Raw genomic sequence first — 18098 nt, 5'->3', positions numbered from 1 at the left:
AAATCTATTGATATCAATAGATTTATGACTTATTGACAAATTAAAATTATCTATTAAATTTTGGTGCATATTCTGCAGCTAAACGTATGGCTTCCACCATACTTACAGAACTTGCTTTGCCAGTCCCAGCAATGTCTAAAGCTGTTCCATGATCTACTGATGTTCTCAAAAATGGTAAATTATTTGTAATAGATATTGTTCTTTCAAAATCAACCATTTTAGTAGCTATATGACCTTGATCATGATATAAAGATAATACTGCATCATAACTTTTCTTTAATCCAAAATGAAATACTGAATCTGCAGGAACAGGTCCTAACACATCCATTCCTTCCTGTTGTGCCCTTTTAATAGCTGGTCCCATTTCCTTCACTTCTGTATCTCCAAATAGTCCATGCTCTCCGCTATGGGGATTTAATCCGGCTACAGCCAATTTAGGATTTTCCACACCTAATATATTTAAACTATCTACACAACGTTTAATATAGTCATATAATCTTTCCTCTGTAACCATGTCACAAGCCTCTTTCAATGGTACATGACGAGATAAGAAAAATACCCTTAAATCATACACTTGAAACATTGTCAATGGATCATGACTATTAGTTAAATCTTCTAGTATTTCAGTATGACCAATATAATTTACTCCTCCTTGCTTTAAAGACTCCTTATTTATAGGAGTTGTAGCAATAGCTGCCACCTTTTTATCAAGAGCTAATTCTACTACTTTTTCAATATATTCAAAAGCTGCTCTACCAGCTATTCCTTGAACTGTACCTACTTTTAACTCATCTATATCTACATTTTTAAGATCTATTAGATTTAATACTCCAATCTTATAGTTACCTTCCTCTACATTTTCAATAATATTTATTTCTAAATCAATATTACAAAATTTCATTGCTTGCTTTAATGTATTCTTCTCTCCTACAATTACGGGTCTAGATATTTCATTTACAGTCTCATCTACTATTGATTTCACTACAATCTCTGGTCCTATACCTGCTGGATCACCCATAGGTATTCCTATATATGGTCTATTCATAATCAAACACTCCTTTACATTTTATCATTATAGTCATTAGATATTTTAGTTTGTAAGTAATCAACACATTTTATTAATGCATCATCCTCTCCTACTAATCCTCCCTTTGTCACTATAGGCATGTCTGGATATTTACCTTCAATAACTCTACCATAAACAGCCAATGGTAATATCTCATCCTTGACTTCAATACCTACAGTTTTGAGAACATGACATATATCCACAGTTACATCTCCACCACTGGTATATAATCCTCCAATTTTATTATTACTATTATCCATCACCGTCCTGGTGATTATTGCTAATGCAGTTGAAATTCTCTGAGCCACATCATCCTCTGTAACTCCTAAATCCTTTGCAATTTCCTTTAAATTTAATACTTCGCCTTCATCATTAGTAGTTATAACTCCTATCACTTCATAATCTTCTAAATTATTAACTAGATAGTTTACTGCCTTATTTATTTCTGCTTTCCTTGTATCTTCATATATTAACTTTTCACTATCCACAGATACTAAAAGGGGATTATATTTCAATCTAAAATGCTCAATCTGCCTTCTAGTAAGATTAGTTACACTACCAATTGTAATCATCACTTTCTTTCCTAGAGTTTTTTTGGTTTTTCCTAATAACTCCTTAGTAAGCTCTGATGTAAAAGGCCCTGGATCTACAGCAACTATATTTAAATTACTACTTTTACTTGCCCTAGCTATAGTTTCAATATCCTTATTAGTAGTAGCATCTATTATAATTATTCTATTTCCTTTTTCTTTATTTTCAATTATCCTTTCCTTTACAGCTTCTGCTCCTTCTAATACCTTATCTAATCCTATAGTTCCCACATTATATTTTGATTGTTTCCTCAATAATTTTGGAATGAATGAGATAGATACTGGAGTTTTTGGATCCTTCGCTACATCTGTCTGCTCCAATGGTATAGAATCTACCATTAAAAATCCCCCAATAGTAACCCTTTCAGAAGATGGAAATGCTGGAACCATAATGGCAATTTCATTCCAGGATAAGGTATCTAACACCGCATCTATTTCTGCACCTATATTGCCCCTTACTGTACTATCTATCCTTTTAGATATCAATTTTACATCCTTATTTTCAAAAAAATTCACTACCTTTTTTACTCTCTTATAGGCTATCTGTTCTTCTATCGATCTACTATCTGTAGTTATGGATACTACATCAAAATCTTTATGTTTTTCTTCTAAATAATTATCTAAATTTAGGAAAGTAGCTGATTTATATCCTTGTCTAGCTATTAATACACTGGTTGCATTAGCTCCAGTTAAATCATCTGCTATTATAACTACATCTGGCATTATTAAAACTCCCTTTCATCTAAACTATATTAATATTTATATCTTTCTCTTTTATTTTTTCTAATAGTTCTTCATCAATATCCTTATCTGTTATCACTAAATCTAAATCTTCTAATAAACATACCTTTGTAAATCCCTTTTTACCAAACTTTGTACTATCCGCCACTAATATAGTCTTTTCACCTGCTTCTAACATCTTCTTTTTTATCATAGCCTTTTCCATTGTAGGAGATGTAATTCCCCTATCTAAATCAATAAAACTTGCACCAATAAAAGCAATATCTGCATAAATTCCTGATAAGAAATCTTCAGCTTTACATCCAATACAAGCACCTATTTCACTTTGTATTATTCCTCCTGTACAATATACTTGTATATCTTTATACCTTGAAAGATATACAGCTGTCATTAAATCCGTTGTAACCACTATAATATCCTTTAAATCTACTATTTGTTTTGCAATTTCCATAGTAGTGGTTCCAGCATCTAATATAATAGTTTGACCTTCTTTTATTAACCCCCTTGCTTCCTTAGCTATTCTATTTTTTTCATCTATCTGCTTTTCCTTTTTATTATTATATGGAATTTCTTCATGTAAACTTTGTACTGGAATTGCTCCTCCATGAGTTCTTATAACCTTGTTATTTTTTTCTAAGTAATCTAAATCCCTTCTTATAGTCATAGGAGAAACATCTATCTCTTTCGCTAAATCTTCTATAACTATTCTACCCTCTCGTTTCATATATTTCATAATATATGCATGTCTTTCTGCTTTAAGCATAACATTACTCCTTTTTGTTGATTTATGTAAATGTTGATGTTTGTTTGTGTTTTATTGAGTTAATTTATGTTAATTATATACTATTGAAAACCTTTTTTCAATATTTTTATACAATTTATTATAAAAAAGGCGAATAAAAAGTGTAGCCATGTAACTCAAGAAAACCTATTTTCTGCAAACATTAACACCTGTATTTATTAATAATTTAAAACTTGACATAATTGTATCAATTATATATCATTATATTAACAATGTTAATATAAAAAACATCGTTAATACAATGAGTGGAGATGTTATTTATGAAAGGTAATATTAAAGTAATCACTATCCTTTCCATTATAATTGTAATACTTGGAACTGTAGCTTCATTAATGGGATTATTATCTCTAGGTAAAGGAAATGAATTTGCATTTACAACTATCCGAGGAGAGAAAGTTATGCTTTATGGTCATGGACTATATAAATACGACACTATTTCAGTAGCTATGCAAGCAATTGCCCAAGATGGAGTAACATTATTTATAGGAATTCCATTACTAATATTTTCAATTATATTTTTTAGAAAAGGTAGCATAAGAGCTAAACTACTTCTTACTGGTACAATTGGATATTTCCTGTATGCATATGGTACTTATGCATTCTTATCAGCATATAATGAACTCTTTCTTGTATATGTAGCATTATTTTCGATCAGTCTATTTACATTTATTCTTTCTCTCATGGAATTTAACATAGCTAAAATACCATTATATTTTTCTAAGAAAATGCCCATTAAATCTACAGTAATATTTCTTTTTCTAGTAGGTTTAATGCTTGGACTAATGTGGCTAGGAAGAATTATTCCACCATTAATTAGTGGTGGTATCCCTTATGGTTTAGAATCTTATTCTACATTAACTATACAAGTTTTTGATTTAGGACTTATAGTTCCATTATCCATTTTAAGTGGAGTATTATTGCTGAAAAAACGACCTTGGGGATATTTACTTACCTCGATATTATTGATAAAAGGATTAACACTATATACTGCTGTTGCTGTAATGGCAATAGTTCAAGTATTAGTAGGAATTGAAGTTAATATGGGTGAAATAGTCATATTCCTTGGATTAACATTATTTGCTCTAATCATAACATGGAGATTCTTAATAAATGTGAAACCTCCCAAGAATATAATAGAAAGGATGTAAATATGAAAACATTAATTTTATACTGCTCAGATCATGGTACCACAGAAAAATGCGCTAATTTATTAAAAAATAAAATCAATGGAAACGTAAATGTTTCTAATTTAAAGAAGAATAATAAAATTGAAATAGCTAATTATGACACAGTTATAATTGGTGGTTCTGTTCATATGGGAAATATTCAAAAAACAATTGTACAATTTTTACAAAGTAATAAAAGTGAATTACTAAAGAAAAATTTAGCTCTATTCCTATGTTGTGGTCAACAAGATAATATAGATGAATACTTTAAAAATTTCTTTCCTAAAGATATATTAGAACATTCCCTTGCTAAAATAAATATGGGGTATAGCTATGATTTTGATAAACTTGGATTTATGAAAAAAATGATTATAAAGAAAGTTGCAAAAGTCAATAAAAGTGAAGATAAAATCAAATATGAAAATATTGATTTATTAGCAAAAAAAATAAACAATATTTAATACTATTGTTAAAATTCACAAAGGAGATTAATATGAACAAAAAAGAAATTCAGCGACAAAGAATAATGAATTATTTTATAAAAGCAGCAAAAAAAATCATACTAGAAGAAGGAATAAAAAATGTTACTGTCAGAAAAGTTGCAGATATAGCAGGATATTCCTACGCTACAATATATAATTATTTCAAAGATTTAGATACATTAATACTTTATTGTATAAATGATTTTCTAGAAGATTGTTATGAATATGTTCAAACTCAAAAACATCCTAATAATGATATAGATAAAATTAAAAGTTTAATAAATAGCTATATAGAATACTTCTTAAAATACCCTCAATCATTTCAAGTAATATTCATAGAAGATATTTCAGTAGAATTACCGGAAGAAATAGTTAATAATGTCTTAAATCCAAGGGTTGCTATTCTTTTATCTGAAGAATTTAATAATTACGCTAAAAAATCAAAAATATCAAATAAAAATATTGATTTTATAAAAGAACTTGTAAGTAATTATATCCACGGAAAATTATTATTCTATATTAAGCGAGGAATTAATCAAAATCATAAAGAATTTATCAAAGATATTAATGATGAATTAAACTATATTTTATCATAATGGAACAGGGGACGGTTCTGGTGTCCTCATGTCCCATTAGTCTGTAAATTTCTACAAAATAAAAGGGGTGAAGCTTCTGCCTTCACCCCTTTTATTTTATAAATCTTTATAATATAACTCTGCTTTTCCTACTGAATTAAATAAATTCATCTTATATTCAATAACTTCTCTAGCTGCTTTTATGCACTCAGGATATATTGCATTTGGTTCATAAAGATTTTCATTATTATCAAAAATTTCTCTAGCCTTTTTATAGAAAGCAGATTTAATATCACTAGAGATATTTATCTTAGTAATACCTAAAGTTACTGATTCAGCAACCTCCTTATCGGGATTACTTGAACCACCATGTAGTACTAATGGTGCATCTACTTCTTCTTTTATTTCTTTTAATAAATCTAACTTTAATTCAGGCTTCATATCAGATGGATAAATTCCGTGCTTTGTTCCAATAGCTACTGCTAAAGAATCAATACCAGAATTCTCAACAAATTCTCTTGCCTTAGTAGGATCAGTATATATTATTTGATCATCTCCACCTTCACCAGATGTTCCAGTATTTCCAATAGTACCTAATTCTCCTTCTACCGAAATATTTAGTGGATGAGCAATTGATACTACCTCTTTACACTTTTCTATATTTTCTTCAAAGGATAAATGAGATGCATCTATCATCACAGAAGTAAATCCAGTTCTTATAGCTCTTAATACTTGATCCATATTACCACCATGGTCTAAATGGATCACCATAGGTACTTTAGTTTTATTTGCTTCTTCAATACAGGATGCTACAAAACTATCCTCCAAGAAAGATAATTCATCAGGATGAATAGCTAATATTACAGGAGATTTCTTTTCATTAGCACTTTGAATAACAGCCTTTAATAGTTGTCCACTTCCTATGTTAAATGCCGGAACAGCAAACTTATTTTCTTGAGCTACACTTAATAATTCTTTCATGTTCATTAACATATGACCACTTCCTTTATTGTTGTATTTATGCTTTATACTTTGAACCAGATAGTTCAATATAATATTTAATTATTTCTTCATTATCCTTCTCAACTTGATGCATCATATCAAAAAAGTTTATATCAGGGTTTTGTTTTAAAATTTTATGAATACTAGCTCTATTGGCATTCATAAAATCACACCCTACATTAATCTTATTGATTCCATACTCAACTGATTTTCTAATATTTTCTTCTCCAGACCCAGAACCACCATGAAGAACTAAAGGTATATCAATCTTTTTCTTTATTTCCTTTAACCTTTCAAAGTCAAACTCTGGAACCATACCTTTTGGATAATTACCATGGGAACTTCCATAGGATATAGCTAAAGCATCTATTCCTGTTCTCTTAACGAAGTTCTCAGCCTCCTCAGGATTTGTTTTCATATCATTGGATGTATATCCTTCTCCTTCTGTTGCACCTAAACTTCCTAGTTCAGCCTCCACAGATATTCCTCTTTTGTGAGCATATTCCACCATTTCTTTAGTTTCCATTATATTTTGTTCTAAATTAAAATCAGATCCATCATACATTATAGAAGTAAATCCATCCTCTATAGCTTTATATAATAATTTCTTATCTTTTCCATGATCAAAATTTAATGCTACTGGCACAGAAACTTTTTCAGCTAAATCTTTTACTATAGGTGCAATTAAATTGCTTGGAGCATGGGTTTCTAAATGATCTTGAACTATATTAATAATAATTGGGGCTTTATATTCTTCCGCTGCATTAATTACTGTTCTAGATGTCTCTAAATTAAAACAGTTTATTGCCATAACAGCATAATTTTCTCTATTAGCCCTATCAAGTATTTGCTTCATTGAGACATACATACTAGCACTCCTCCTTAAATAACTCTGTATATATTCCTTAGTTATAATGTAATCTTAAGATAATTTAAGATCTGATAAATCTATTTCTTCTTCTTTTTCTAAGAATTCTTCTTGTTTTACAGGCTCTTTTTTAAGTGCAAATAAGAGTATTCCTGTAATTAATGATCCTATGAATAAAGCTAAACAGAATTTAAGAGGATCTGTCATAGCAGGTACTATAAACATACCACCTGATGGCACTGGAGAGCCTATTTCCCACATCATTGATAATCCTCCACCAACTGCTGCACCAATTGTACAAGATGCTATCACTCTAAGTGGATCTACAGCTGCAATAGGAATTACACCCTCTGTAATCATAGTTATTCCCATTGGGAATGCTACCTTGATATTTTCCACTTCTCTACTTGAGTAAATTTTCTTTTTAAAGAATCTTGAAAACACCCAAGATAATGTAACTCCAAAGGGTGGTACCATTGATGCTAATATCTTAACAGCTTCTGGTTCATATACCCCTTCTAATAACAATCCATCAGCAAATAGAGATGCTGTTTTATTTACTGGGCCTCCAAAATCAAAAGCTGCCATTGCTCCCATAACAGATCCAAAGATAAAGTTTGATGTACCTCTCATGTTAGTTAAGAACTCAGTTAATGCATTTGTAGCTGCAACAATAGGAACACCTACTACAAAATACATAAGTAATGCAATAACTATAGTTGATACTAATGGTAATATCATCATAGGCATAAGACCTTCTGCCCAATTTGGCACCTTAAGATTTTTCTTAAGCCAATTTACAAAGTATCCAACTAAATAACCACCTAGCATACCTCCTAAGAATCCAGCACCAATAGAATTAGCAATTAGTCCCATAAATAAACCGGGTGCGATTCCTGGACGATCAGCTATTGAGTAAGATATACCTGCTGCAATTACTGGAGCCAGTAGTCCCATTCCTAAAACACCTAAAGAAACAAGGGCATCAGGTATTGAATATGATTGTGAATAATCTTCGATGACAGCTCCACCACTTAAGTTTCCTATCGCTATTAATAAACCTGCTGCAACAACTAGAGGCAACATGTAAGAAATAGCTGTTAATGCATGTTTCTTAAGTTGTAACTTCTTTAACATATTATCATCTCCTATTCTTTTTCATTTAAAAGTTCTTCTACCTTTTTTATAAGAGCTTTTGGTGATTTGATTACTATGTTAGTAGGTACTTCAAGAACTTTTTTATTTTTAAATCTTTCTTTTCCAGAAATTTTAATATCTGCGGCTATTATTGCTACATCTGCATTCTTAATATCCTCATCTGTTAACTTATTTTCTGCTCCTACAGTTCCTTGGGTTTCTATCTTTACTTTATGACCCATACTTTCTGCTGCCTTAGTTAATTTTTCCTTAGCAATATATGTATGAGCTATTCCTGATGTACAAGCAGCTATTCCAACAATTTTCATTTAACATACCTCCTTTCCCTTTTTATTATTTGACATTATCTCTAATATATCTTCTGTAGATTTTACTGTTAATAGTTCTTGACACTTTTCTTCATCTCCTAATATAGATGCCACCTGAGCTAGTAACTTAACATGTACAGAAGTTTTATCTTCCTCTGGTACTGCGAATAGAATAATAAGCTTTACTCCTTTACCATCTAAGCTTCCCCATTCTATTTCCTCATATGTTCTTCCTATAGCTATAGCTGTTTTAGCAACATGAGCTGACTTACCATGGGGTATAGCTATATATCCTCCCATTCCTGTTTCTCCAATCTCTTCTCTAGCATATACATCCTTTAGAAACCCTTCCTTATTGGCCACTGATCCTGTTTCCACCAATAGATCTGTTAATTCATTAATTACTTCATCTTTTGATTTTGCATTTAGATTTAAATTTATTCTTTCTTCTTTTATCACTTTACTTAAATCCATTAATGAATACCCCCTTATTAGTTAATCTACTAATTCTTTATAATAATTTTTATTATATGTGCTAATAATATCTCTTAATTTTAATATCAAATAGTCATAACCTTTATATTCAATTAAGTATAAGTTTTTATTTTTATTCTTAATTCCACTATACAAGAAAGTACTATTTCTACTGATTTTAGATAAATATATACAAGTGATATCATCTAAGCATATAATTTCATCTTTGTTTATATCAATAGATCTATCTTTTTTAATTTTACTAATTAATTTTTTCTCATCTTTATATTCTTCAACTTTATCTAAAGAAGCTTCTTTAAATTTATCCTTTGGTTTATTCCCTTTTACTTTTGATTGATCATTGAGTAAATTTTGAATATTTTTGATATCAACCTCACTTAAAAATGCTGAAACTAGCATATAAGGCTTGTCTAAATTCAATTTAATTGTAGAAACAATTAAATCAATATTGTCTAAATTAACAGAATCTAATTTATTAGAAGATATAATATCTACCACATCAATATTGCTAAAGGATCTTCTAAGTCGTGTGGCTAATACTTGGGAAGAACCATATCCACTATGACAAATTACTAATACCTTTTTATTTAAATTAGACTTTCCTTTTTCTATTTCATTTTGGAAATAGGTCATTATATATGCTATTTCATCTAAGTTAATATTTTTTATCTCTAGCATCTCACACACAATGTTACAGGCAATTCTTGTGATAAAGAAAAGTTCACTAAATTCTTTCCTTATTTCCTCTAGAAGAGGGTTTTTAATTTTTATTCTAGAATTAAGTCTATTAATCATTGGTTTAATATGTAATACTAACGATTTAAATAATTTATTATTAAAATTTATTCCACTTATAGTAGAAACTACTGATATTAATTGGCGAGTAAACATAGTTGATGTAATATCAAATTCATCATTATGTTTTTCTGATTGTTCGGTATTATTACTTAATCCAATAGAGGTAAGATACTGATAAATATAAAATATTTCATTATCTGATATATTTATGCTGTAGTGATCTTCTATCTTATTCACTATTATCAATGCACTTTTATATATCTTGCTATTTATCTTTGTAATATTATATTTACTACCTCTTATATCTTCTAAATTGTTACCTTCCTTAATTCTCTTTGTCATTATTAATAAGTGAGTTAATAGGTTTGTATAATATGGCTCATATATAATCCTTTTTATATCTTTTTCCAAGTCGTTTAATAGATTCTTGAAAAATGTAATTTCCACTCCTTCGCTTATTCCTTCAATATTCTTTTCACTATCTCTTAATATCTGATACTCTACAAGATAATAGGAGTTATAGTTTATATTTTCTTGAAGAACATAAACGAGGGCTTGTCTTATATCTACCTCTCTCCCTGAAATTCGAGTACCATCCCTGGTCCTAATAATCTTAATATTAAATTCTGATAGCTTTTCTTCTATGTACTCTAAATCATTAAGGATGGAAGTTCTACTAACATAATATTTATCAGAAAGTTTTTGAATAGTCGTATATTCCTTCGAGTGTAATAATAAACTTCTTGCAATATCAGCCCTTCTTTGCTCAACAGAAATCCCATTGTTATGATTATTCTGATCATTAACTACTTCTACCAATTCTAGTAATTGAGAATCATCATATAGGAGCTTAATTCCACTACCTGTTTTTCTTTCTATAGTAACTCCTATTTTTTCAGTTGAAGATTCAATAACTTTTAAATCTGAGAAAATAGTTTTATTAGAAACTTCTAATTTATTAGCAAATGTCTTAATTGCTTTATATGAATTATCACTAATCAATAATTTAAGTAGCTTAATTTGTCTTTGATTGAGTTTATCCATAATGACCACTTCCCCTTTTCTTAAATTCATTATACCAAAGCGTTTTCCCTTTGAATATTACAAGCTACTTCTATAACAATACAGAAGTAATGTACATAATATTATAAATTTTTAGATGATTCTCTACTTCTACCCTATCTCTAATTTATTTTCAAGGTAAATATTGGATACATTTTATATAAATGCAGAAAGGAATGAAGCTAGTTTCAACTTCATTCCTTTCTATCTTTATACTATAAACTTTGTTGAGCTAGTATTAATCCTCCAGTGACTCCTGCATCATTCTCTAAGGAAGGTGTAACTATGTAAGCACCTATATTAGGAATTTCCACATAATTAGATAATAACCTCTCAAATTCTTCTTTTACCAAGTCAAGCATATGAGGTTGATTCATTACTCCTCCCCCCAATATTATCTTTTCTGGTCTTAATACTAAAGTATAATTTACTAAGGCTTGAGCTAAATAATATGCTACTATTCCCCATATCTTATGATCTGAAGAGAGGTTTTGAGCTTTTGTTCCATATCTTTTTTCAATAGATGGCCCTGCTGCTAACCCTTCAAGACAATTACCATGGTAAGGACATACTCCTTCAAAATTATCTTTCGGGTCAGGCTTAATCAATATATGTCCCATTTCAGGATGACCAAACCCTTCTATAAACTTTCCATTAACTATAGCTCCTCCACCTATCCCAGTCCCTATAGTTAAATAAATACAACTATTATTTTCTTTAGCACTTCCTAATTCATATTCTCCTAAACAAGCTGCATTTACATCAGTAGTCCATCCAATAGGTATATTATAGTGCTTCTTCATCATTCCAAGAAAATCAAAGTCAATCCACTTTTGTTTTGGAGTAGAAGTAATATATCCATACTTTATTGAATTCTTATTAACATCAATGGGTCCAAAGGAACCTATTCCTATAGATTTTAGATCTTCATATCCATCAAAGAAATCAAATATTCTTTGTAGAGTATCCTCTGGATCAGTTGTAGAAAAAGAAACTTTTTCAATTATATTTAAATCATCATCACTTACTGCACAGACAAATTTAGTGCCCCCTGCTTCAATAGCTCCTAACACTTCCATCACTCCCTAATCAATTATTTAAATATTTGTTGTATTCTTAATAAATAAGTATAGAATAATATTAAGAATAATGCAATAATTAGAATTTAATAAAAGAGGCTGTCTCAAAATAGAAAATAGATTCTAAATTGAAATAATCCTTAGAAATGTAAAAACCGAACTCAAATTGAGTTCGGTTTTTCGTGTATAATTTAAATATGCCAATAAATAAACTAACATACAAAAATTATACCAATAACATTAATCAAATACAACTTTAACTATTTTTTATTTATAAAATCTTCCCTATATGGAGTAAATATATCCAAAAGTGTCCCCTTTTTAGTGCATTTACAACCGTGTACCAAGTTGGGCATCTTATATAAAGTATCACCCTTCTTTACGACTTTTTTAACTCCGTTAATTTCAAACTCAAACTCACCCTCCAAAACATAGGAAAGTTGCGTATGAGGATGACTATGTAGAGCTCCCACAGCATCTTTCTCAAAGTGCACTTCAACAGCCATAAGCTGATCTCCGTATGCTAATATTTTTCTTTTTACCCCTTCTGACACTGTTTCAAAATTACGATCTTCTGCAAAAGCAAAAGGCTTATTCATGATTATTACCCCTTTCTAAAAGATGATCTATTTAATAAACATACTTTTTTAGTGTTTCTCTAACTGCGCCTTTTGATGCTATTAATTCTTCAAAATAATTTTCTACAACTTCTCCTAAGCCCACTTCATAAAGGTTTATACCAAAAATTTTAACATTGGATAATATCGGTTTAAGTTGTTCATGAAAAGGTCCCTTATCTCCAAGAGAAATTGATGAAACATAAGGTGTCACTTCTTTCAAAAGAGGATCTGAACTGAGTTTCATTTTATTACCATAATCATCAATACCTGTTAAATATCTACACCAGCCCGCTAAAACAAGCGGAATAAACTTTAGATCCATTATATTTAAATCTTCTCTGCTTATATAAGCCTTTATTGTTTCCCCAAAACGTATTCCTAATTTTTGAGAAGTATCGGTTGCAATTCTCTGTGGTGTATCAGGCATAAATGGATTTGGAATTCTTACCGTAAGCACTTCGTCAATGAATTTCTTAGGATCAATAATTTTTGGGTTTACAACTACAGGTAGCCCCTCTACATATCCTATTTTTTCTACAAGTTTTTTTAATTCATGATCTTCCATTTCCTTTGAAATCAAAGTATATCCTAATAAACAACCATATATAGCAAGAGCTGTGTGAAGGGGATTTAGACAAGTGCAAACCTTCATTTTTTCAACTTTATCAACCGTTTCTCTATCTGTAAAAATAATACCAGCCTCTTCAAGATTTGGTCTACCGTTAGGAAATAGATCTTCAATAATAAGATATTCCGATTCCTCTGCATTCACAAAAGGAGCTACATAGGTATTTTTTGATGTAATTACACCCTCTACATCTTCAAAACCATCCTTTTTAAGCATTTCTCTTACACTTGGATCTGGTCTTGGGGTAATTTTATCAATCATCGTCCATGGGAAGGAAACATACTTAGGATCATTGATATAAGTATCAAAGCCTTCATCTACAAGTTCTTTTTCTACCCACTTTTTAGCAAAAATACTAACAGCCTGATAAAGTCTAGTCCCATTATGAGAACAATTATCCATACTAACCAAGGCAAGGGCTCGTTTCCCATTTATATATCGTTCATAGACAAGTGCAGCTAATTTGCCAATATAGCTTACTGGAGTTTGAGGCCCATTATTAAAATCCTCTACTACATCAGATCGATATTCACCCTTAGCATCCTGTAAGCTATATCCCTTTTCCGTAATCGTAAAACTTACCATTTGGAGACTTGGACTTATAAAAATTTCTTTTAATTGCTTCCAGTTTTCTTCATTCTTTGAATCTACAATTAATGATTCTACAATACTAGCGATAACTGCCTTTTCAATATGGCCATCTGCCTTTAAAGTTACAAGAACTCCCAAATTATCATAAGGTCTATACATTTCATCGATGATTTCATAGTCAAAACCCTCTGCAACAATAATTCCCCTATCACTTTTCCCTTCATTTAAAACACTTTGCTGTGCATTTGCTATAAATGCTCTAAAAATATTGCCTGCACCAAAATGAATCCAGGTAGGATTTGCCTTCGTATTTGCTTTAACCTGCTCAATATTAAATTTAGGAAGCTTAAATTCTGCATTTTCCCAAGCCTCGACATCCTTTAAACCATTTAAATTTAACTTCATATTAATCCACTCCTTTCTCTAATATTATACTTACCCACTGGATTAAAATACTTTAGATTATTTTTTAGATAACTTATCTATTGCTTCCCATAATCCAAGCAGGTAGGTTGCACCTAAGGCTCTATCATATAGACCATAGCCAGGCATTGACTTTTCTCCCCATATCATCCTACCATGGTCCGGTCTAATAGGACCGGTCATACCAATATCATAAAATGCTTTCATAATTTCAAACATATTTAAAGATCCATCAGAGGATAGATGAGCTGCCTCGTCAAACTTACCCGGTGCATGATGGATAAGGTTTCTTACATGTCCAAAGTGGATTCTTCCCTTAAAGCTTCTTATCATATCTGGAATATCATTGTGAGGGTTTGAGCCTAAAGAACCTGTACATAATGTAAGACCATTATTCATTACAGGAACTGCATCTAATAATCTTTTAATATTTTCCTTATTGTTTATTATTCTTGGTAAATTGAATACTGACCATGCAGGGTCATCCATATGAATCGCCATCTTAATTCCATATTTTTGACAGGTTGGCATAATCGCTTTTAAGAAATATACAAGATTATTAAATAATTTTTCTTCATCTACATTTTCATACATATCAAATAATTCTTTAATTCTTGCTAATCGTTCTGGCTCCCATCCTGGTAGTTCAAAACCATCAGAATTAGATTCAATTTCTTCAAACATCTTGCTTGGATCTATTTTATCAATAATTTCTTGATTATAAGAAAGGACTGTAGAGCCATCAGCTCTTTCTTTTGCAAGGTCAGATCTTGTCCAGTCAAACACAGGCATAAAATTATAACATACTAAATCGATTCCTTCTTTACCAAGATTTTCGAGAGTTTCGATATAATTTGCAATGTATAGCTCCCTTGTAGGAAGACCAACTTTAATATCATCATGAATATTTACACTCTCAATACCACTTAATTCAAGACCTGCTGATTCTATTTCTTGCTTCATAGACCTAATTGCTTCTCTACTCCATACTTCTCCGGGTTTAGTATCATAAAGAGTTGTAATAACACCTACACACCCGGGAATCTGTCTTATTTGCTCTAAAGTCACTGTATCATGTTTACTTCCAAACCATCTTAATGTCATTTTCATTCTTATATTCTCCTCTCGACATCTGCATAGCTATACTAGTATAGTTACACGGATGTATACGTGTTCGGATAATTATTATTCATGTTATTTTTATTAAAATATCTAAAAACAAAGTCGCAGATACCAATTTGATAAATACGGCTTTATCTTTATATAGTGAATACTTATATTTATTTTTTAATTTTTGAAATTACATAGTCATAAAATTCTTCTTTTTGTTTTCCTAACACTTTATTTGTTAGTATGAAACCACGTTTAGCTGTTGAATATATAACAATCATACTTGGTTTTTTATATGCTCCCTTTATGCTCTTCCACTTCAAATCTGAACTTTGATTTTTACTCTTTACATGAATTCCATTATCATCAAAACCTATTTCCATATCCTGTGAAACCTTTGCTATCTGTTTTTTTGCTCTCATATATACGATTATTGGTTGAATAACAGTAAATAAACAACTTCCCATTATCAAAAGTATTTTCAAAAAGATATTTACATCTCCCCAAAAGTTTCCTGTTAAAATTATCATAGCAACAGTAAATATAATATTACATACACCTACTATTGAACCATAAGTATAGTACATAGATAGTTTCCAAAGGTCAAGAGCTGTTGTTTGATAAGTGAATTTATATTTCATATCTCTCTTTACCCAAATAACGTTGGAAGCCATAAACTAACTTGAGGGAAGAAAGTAACTAGTAAAAGGGCAATAACCATACATATATAAAACGGCAATGTGGCTTTTACAACTCGCTCCATCGGTGTCTTCCCAACTGCAGAACCAATAAATAGTACGGCACCAACAGGTGGTGTTAAAAGACCTATTCCACAATTCAAGATAACCATAATCCCAAACTGAATAGGATGGATGCCAATTGAAGTTGCAATTGGTAACAAAATTGGAGTAGCAATCAATATAATTGGAGCCATATCCATAATCATACCAAGAATCAATAAAATAAGATTTAGAAGTAATGCTAAAATAATTGGATTATCCGTAATACCAATAATTCCATTTGCCGCTAGGGTCGGAACATGTAATCGTGTCAATAAATATCCAAAAATACTAGAAGTTGCTATCAAAATCAGTACTATAGAAAGTGTATTCACACAATCGTCAAGCACTCTCCAAACACCCTTCCAATCAAGACCTTTATAAACAAATACACTAACGAGTAAACTGTAAATAACTGCAATAGCTGCTGATTCTGTAGCAGTAAAAACACCACCCACTACACCTATAACAACTATTAAAACGGATGCAAGAGCCCAAAAGGAAACACTAAATTGTTTTAATAGATTCATCCAACTAAATTTATCCCCCTTTGGATAATTTTTTCTAACAGAAATAATATAAGATCCTATCATCAAAGATACTGCTAGTATTGCTCCTGGTACATAACCTGCAAGGAAAAGACTTCCTACTGAAAGACCACCTGCAGTAGTAGCATAAATTACCATATTATGACTTGGTGGAACTAAAAGTCCCTCACAAGATGAAGTAATAGTAACTGCTGTGGAAAAATCATCATCATATCCTTGATCTACCATCATAGGAATTAAAATACTACCAAGAGATGCAGTATCCGCAGCTGCAGAACCAGAAATACCTCCAAAAAAGTATGATGCAACGATATTAACCATCGCCATACCTCCACGCATCCAGCCAACATAAGCCTTGGCTAGTGAAATCAGTTTTTCTGAAATACCACCAGAGCCCATAAGAACTCCCATTGTGATAAAGAAAGGTACCGCCATCAGACTAAAAGAACTAATTCCCTTTACCATCTGCTGAGAAATGGTTGTAAGTGGAAGTCCTTGATACCAAAGAGAAAATAATGCCGAAAGTGCTACTGCATAAGCTATAGGAAATCTTAAAAATACCATTAAGAAAAAACTACCAATCAAAATCAATATTGCCATACTTTCAGGACTCATTATACATCCTCCCCTCGCACAAAAATTTCTTTAATATGATTATATATATCCTCTATTTGGAAAATGAACATAGCTACACCTGCCACTGGAATAGGGAAATACATCCAAAACCTAGAAACATTTGGCATGCTCACATAAGCTCCTCTTGAACCAATTGTTACTGCATAATTCCAACCTACTACCATCATAACGACAGCCAGTAATAAAACAGCAACACCTGAAACAATATCTAGAACACTTACCACTTTTTTAGGTAAATACCTGTCAAATGCTGTCATACGAATATGTGCATTTCTTCTAATTGCTAGAGCTGAAGAGAGCACTGCAATATATGCCATACAAGTTAAGACAACTTCCTCACTCCAGGCTGGATCCGGAACAAAAGGAATATATCGACCAGCTACTGCCATAACGGTAATAAGAATATCTATTATTAAAAGTATTTTACATAAAAAAAGTACAATTTTATAGACCACATCATATACAGGTTTAACCTTATCAATTATATTAAAAACCCTAGGCATATTTTACCTCCTTTAAAAGTAGACACAGAGGTTTTTAGTTCTCCTCTGCGTCCTTTAAAATCATACTA

Annotated in this window: 19 protein-coding genes; 3 read left to right on the top strand and 16 right to left on the bottom strand. The window is 30.8% G+C overall.

The features are described 5' to 3' along the window. Nucleotides 1–46: 46 nt before the first annotated feature. The 3 genes from pdxA to GOQ29_RS08440 are packed head-to-tail and all read right to left on the bottom strand — an operon-like array spanning nucleotide 47 to nucleotide 3160. The gene (pdxA, locus tag GOQ29_RS08450; RefSeq protein ID WP_203372218.1) at nucleotides 47–1045 is read right to left on the bottom strand and encodes a 4-hydroxythreonine-4-phosphate dehydrogenase PdxA; all 999 of its coding nucleotides are present in this window, start codon (nucleotides 1043–1045) and stop codon (nucleotides 47–49) included. 14 nt (nucleotides 1046–1059) lie between these two features. Further along, a complete protein-coding gene (locus tag GOQ29_RS08445) occupies nucleotides 1060–2379 on the bottom strand; it encodes a four-carbon acid sugar kinase family protein (protein ID WP_203372217.1) in 1320 nt (439 codons plus the stop codon). Nucleotides 2380–2398: 19 nt separating this feature from the next. Next, nucleotides 2399–3160 (bottom strand): DeoR/GlpR family DNA-binding transcription regulator, encoded by a 762-nt coding sequence (locus GOQ29_RS08440; protein WP_203372216.1) that lies wholly within the window; start codon nucleotides 3158–3160, stop codon nucleotides 2399–2401. Nucleotides 3161–3459: 299 nt separating this feature from the next. On the opposite strand from GOQ29_RS08440, the gene GOQ29_RS08435 reads away from it, so the two are divergent. From GOQ29_RS08435 to GOQ29_RS08425, 3 genes are read left to right on the top strand one after another with little or no spacing between them, the layout of a single operon-like run. Then, nucleotides 3460–4347, top strand: coding sequence for a hypothetical protein (locus GOQ29_RS08435; protein WP_203372215.1), 888 nt, complete (start codon nucleotides 3460–3462; stop codon nucleotides 4345–4347). A 2-nt stretch (nucleotides 4348–4349) separates the two neighbouring features. Further along, the gene (locus GOQ29_RS08430) at nucleotides 4350–4826 is read left to right on the top strand and encodes a flavodoxin domain-containing protein (protein ID WP_203372214.1); all 477 of its coding nucleotides are present in this window, start codon (nucleotides 4350–4352) and stop codon (nucleotides 4824–4826) included. 32 nt (nucleotides 4827–4858) lie between these two features. After that, nucleotides 4859–5443 (top strand): TetR/AcrR family transcriptional regulator, encoded by a 585-nt coding sequence (locus GOQ29_RS08425; RefSeq protein ID WP_203372213.1) that lies wholly within the window; start codon nucleotides 4859–4861, stop codon nucleotides 5441–5443. Between the two features lie 96 nt (nucleotides 5444–5539). Here the strand turns inward: GOQ29_RS08425 and GOQ29_RS08420 are convergent, their stop codons facing one another. The 13 genes from GOQ29_RS08420 to GOQ29_RS08360 all read right to left on the bottom strand — a co-directional run bounded on the left by GOQ29_RS08420 (nucleotide 5540) and on the right by GOQ29_RS08360 (nucleotide 18030). Further along, nucleotides 5540–6415: a ketose-bisphosphate aldolase gene (locus tag GOQ29_RS08420; RefSeq protein WP_203372212.1), complete on the bottom strand. Its 876-nt coding sequence runs from the start codon at nucleotides 6413–6415 to the stop codon at nucleotides 5540–5542. Nucleotides 6416–6440: 25 nt separating this feature from the next. Next, complete coding sequence (locus GOQ29_RS08415) at nucleotides 6441–7292, bottom strand: class II fructose-bisphosphate aldolase (RefSeq protein ID WP_203372211.1); 852 nt, start codon at nucleotides 7290–7292, stop codon at nucleotides 6441–6443. 54 nt (nucleotides 7293–7346) lie between these two features. Further along, nucleotides 7347–8429 (bottom strand): PTS fructose transporter subunit IIC, encoded by a 1083-nt coding sequence (locus GOQ29_RS08410; RefSeq protein ID WP_203372210.1) that lies wholly within the window; start codon nucleotides 8427–8429, stop codon nucleotides 7347–7349. Between the two features lie 11 nt (nucleotides 8430–8440). Continuing rightward, on the bottom strand, nucleotides 8441–8758 hold the full coding sequence (locus tag GOQ29_RS08405) for a PTS fructose transporter subunit IIB (RefSeq protein ID WP_203372209.1): 318 nt from the start codon (nucleotides 8756–8758) through the stop codon (nucleotides 8441–8443). Then, nucleotides 8759–9232, bottom strand: a complete 474-nt coding sequence (locus GOQ29_RS08400; RefSeq protein WP_203372208.1) for a PTS sugar transporter subunit IIA — start codon at nucleotides 9230–9232, stop codon at nucleotides 8759–8761. It lies immediately after the preceding gene. A gap of 21 nt (nucleotides 9233–9253) precedes the next feature. After that, nucleotides 9254–11095: a BglG family transcription antiterminator gene (locus GOQ29_RS08395; RefSeq protein WP_203372207.1), complete on the bottom strand. Its 1842-nt coding sequence runs from the start codon at nucleotides 11093–11095 to the stop codon at nucleotides 9254–9256. A 233-nt stretch (nucleotides 11096–11328) separates the two neighbouring features. Beyond that, nucleotides 11329–12192 carry an ROK family protein gene (locus tag GOQ29_RS08390; protein ID WP_203372206.1) on the bottom strand — a complete coding sequence of 288 codons (864 nt, stop codon included), beginning with the start codon at nucleotides 12190–12192 and terminating at the stop codon, nucleotides 11329–11331. Between the two features lie 260 nt (nucleotides 12193–12452). Then, nucleotides 12453–12791 (bottom strand): cupin domain-containing protein, encoded by a 339-nt coding sequence (locus GOQ29_RS08385; protein WP_203372205.1) that lies wholly within the window; start codon nucleotides 12789–12791, stop codon nucleotides 12453–12455. Nucleotides 12792–12822: 31 nt separating this feature from the next. Then, the gene (locus GOQ29_RS08380) at nucleotides 12823–14436 is read right to left on the bottom strand and encodes a mannitol dehydrogenase family protein (protein WP_203372204.1); all 1614 of its coding nucleotides are present in this window, start codon (nucleotides 14434–14436) and stop codon (nucleotides 12823–12825) included. Nucleotides 14437–14493: 57 nt separating this feature from the next. Then, a complete protein-coding gene (gene uxuA, locus GOQ29_RS08375) occupies nucleotides 14494–15564 on the bottom strand; it encodes a mannonate dehydratase (RefSeq protein ID WP_203372203.1) in 1071 nt (356 codons plus the stop codon). Nucleotides 15565–15734: 170 nt separating this feature from the next. Continuing rightward, a complete protein-coding gene (locus GOQ29_RS08370; protein WP_203372202.1) occupies nucleotides 15735–16205 on the bottom strand; it encodes a YcxB family protein in 471 nt (156 codons plus the stop codon). Between the two features lie 8 nt (nucleotides 16206–16213). Continuing rightward, nucleotides 16214–17506, bottom strand: coding sequence for a TRAP transporter large permease (locus GOQ29_RS08365; protein WP_203372201.1), 1293 nt, complete (start codon nucleotides 17504–17506; stop codon nucleotides 16214–16216). Continuing rightward, nucleotides 17506–18030 carry a TRAP transporter small permease gene (locus GOQ29_RS08360; protein WP_203372200.1) on the bottom strand — a complete coding sequence of 175 codons (525 nt, stop codon included), beginning with the start codon at nucleotides 18028–18030 and terminating at the stop codon, nucleotides 17506–17508. The genes GOQ29_RS08365 and GOQ29_RS08360 overlap by 1 nt, the downstream gene beginning before the upstream one ends. Nucleotides 18031–18098: the final 68 nt, after the last annotated feature.

Source organism: Anaeromonas gelatinilytica, from assembly GCF_016820635.1.
GTDB lineage: Bacteria > Bacillota > Clostridia > Tissierellales > SIT17 > Anaeromonas > Anaeromonas gelatinilytica.
This window is presented reverse-complemented; position numbering and strand designations above follow the sequence as displayed.

Excerpts from the sequence above, each read along its gene's own strand:
- GOQ29_RS08430 (WP_203372214.1), top strand. The coding sequence starts at position 4,350 with ATGAAAACATTAATTTTATACTGCTCAGATCATGGTACCACAGAAAAA.
- GOQ29_RS08420 (WP_203372212.1), bottom strand. The coding sequence starts at position 6,415 with ATGTTAATGAACATGAAAGAATTATTAAGTGTAGCTCAAGAAAATAAG.
- GOQ29_RS08365 (WP_203372201.1), bottom strand. The coding sequence starts at position 17,506 with ATGAGTCCTGAAAGTATGGCAATATTGATTTTGATTGGTAGTTTTTTC.
- GOQ29_RS08360 (WP_203372200.1), bottom strand. The coding sequence starts at position 18,030 with ATGCCTAGGGTTTTTAATATAATTGATAAGGTTAAACCTGTATATGAT.
- GOQ29_RS08440 (WP_203372216.1), bottom strand. The coding sequence starts at position 3,160 with ATGCTTAAAGCAGAAAGACATGCATATATTATGAAATATATGAAACGA.
- GOQ29_RS08425 (WP_203372213.1), top strand. The coding sequence starts at position 4,859 with ATGAACAAAAAAGAAATTCAGCGACAAAGAATAATGAATTATTTTATA.
- GOQ29_RS08400 (WP_203372208.1), bottom strand. The coding sequence starts at position 9,232 with ATGGATTTAAGTAAAGTGATAAAAGAAGAAAGAATAAATTTAAATCTA.
- GOQ29_RS08385 (WP_203372205.1), bottom strand. The coding sequence starts at position 12,791 with ATGAATAAGCCTTTTGCTTTTGCAGAAGATCGTAATTTTGAAACAGTG.
- pdxA (WP_203372218.1), bottom strand. The coding sequence starts at position 1,045 with ATGAATAGACCATATATAGGAATACCTATGGGTGATCCAGCAGGTATA.
- GOQ29_RS08370 (WP_203372202.1), bottom strand. The coding sequence starts at position 16,205 with ATGAAATATAAATTCACTTATCAAACAACAGCTCTTGACCTTTGGAAA.
- GOQ29_RS08390 (WP_203372206.1), bottom strand. The coding sequence starts at position 12,192 with ATGGAAGTGTTAGGAGCTATTGAAGCAGGGGGCACTAAATTTGTCTGT.
- GOQ29_RS08435 (WP_203372215.1), top strand. The coding sequence starts at position 3,460 with ATGAAAGGTAATATTAAAGTAATCACTATCCTTTCCATTATAATTGTA.
- GOQ29_RS08445 (WP_203372217.1), bottom strand. The coding sequence starts at position 2,379 with ATGCCAGATGTAGTTATAATAGCAGATGATTTAACTGGAGCTAATGCA.
- uxuA (WP_203372203.1), bottom strand. The coding sequence starts at position 15,564 with ATGAAAATGACATTAAGATGGTTTGGAAGTAAACATGATACAGTGACT.
- GOQ29_RS08395 (WP_203372207.1), bottom strand. The coding sequence starts at position 11,095 with ATGGATAAACTCAATCAAAGACAAATTAAGCTACTTAAATTATTGATT.
- GOQ29_RS08410 (WP_203372210.1), bottom strand. The coding sequence starts at position 8,429 with ATGTTAAAGAAGTTACAACTTAAGAAACATGCATTAACAGCTATTTCT.
- GOQ29_RS08380 (WP_203372204.1), bottom strand. The coding sequence starts at position 14,436 with ATGAAGTTAAATTTAAATGGTTTAAAGGATGTCGAGGCTTGGGAAAAT.
- GOQ29_RS08415 (WP_203372211.1), bottom strand. The coding sequence starts at position 7,292 with ATGTATGTCTCAATGAAGCAAATACTTGATAGGGCTAATAGAGAAAAT.
- GOQ29_RS08405 (WP_203372209.1), bottom strand. The coding sequence starts at position 8,758 with ATGAAAATTGTTGGAATAGCTGCTTGTACATCAGGAATAGCTCATACA.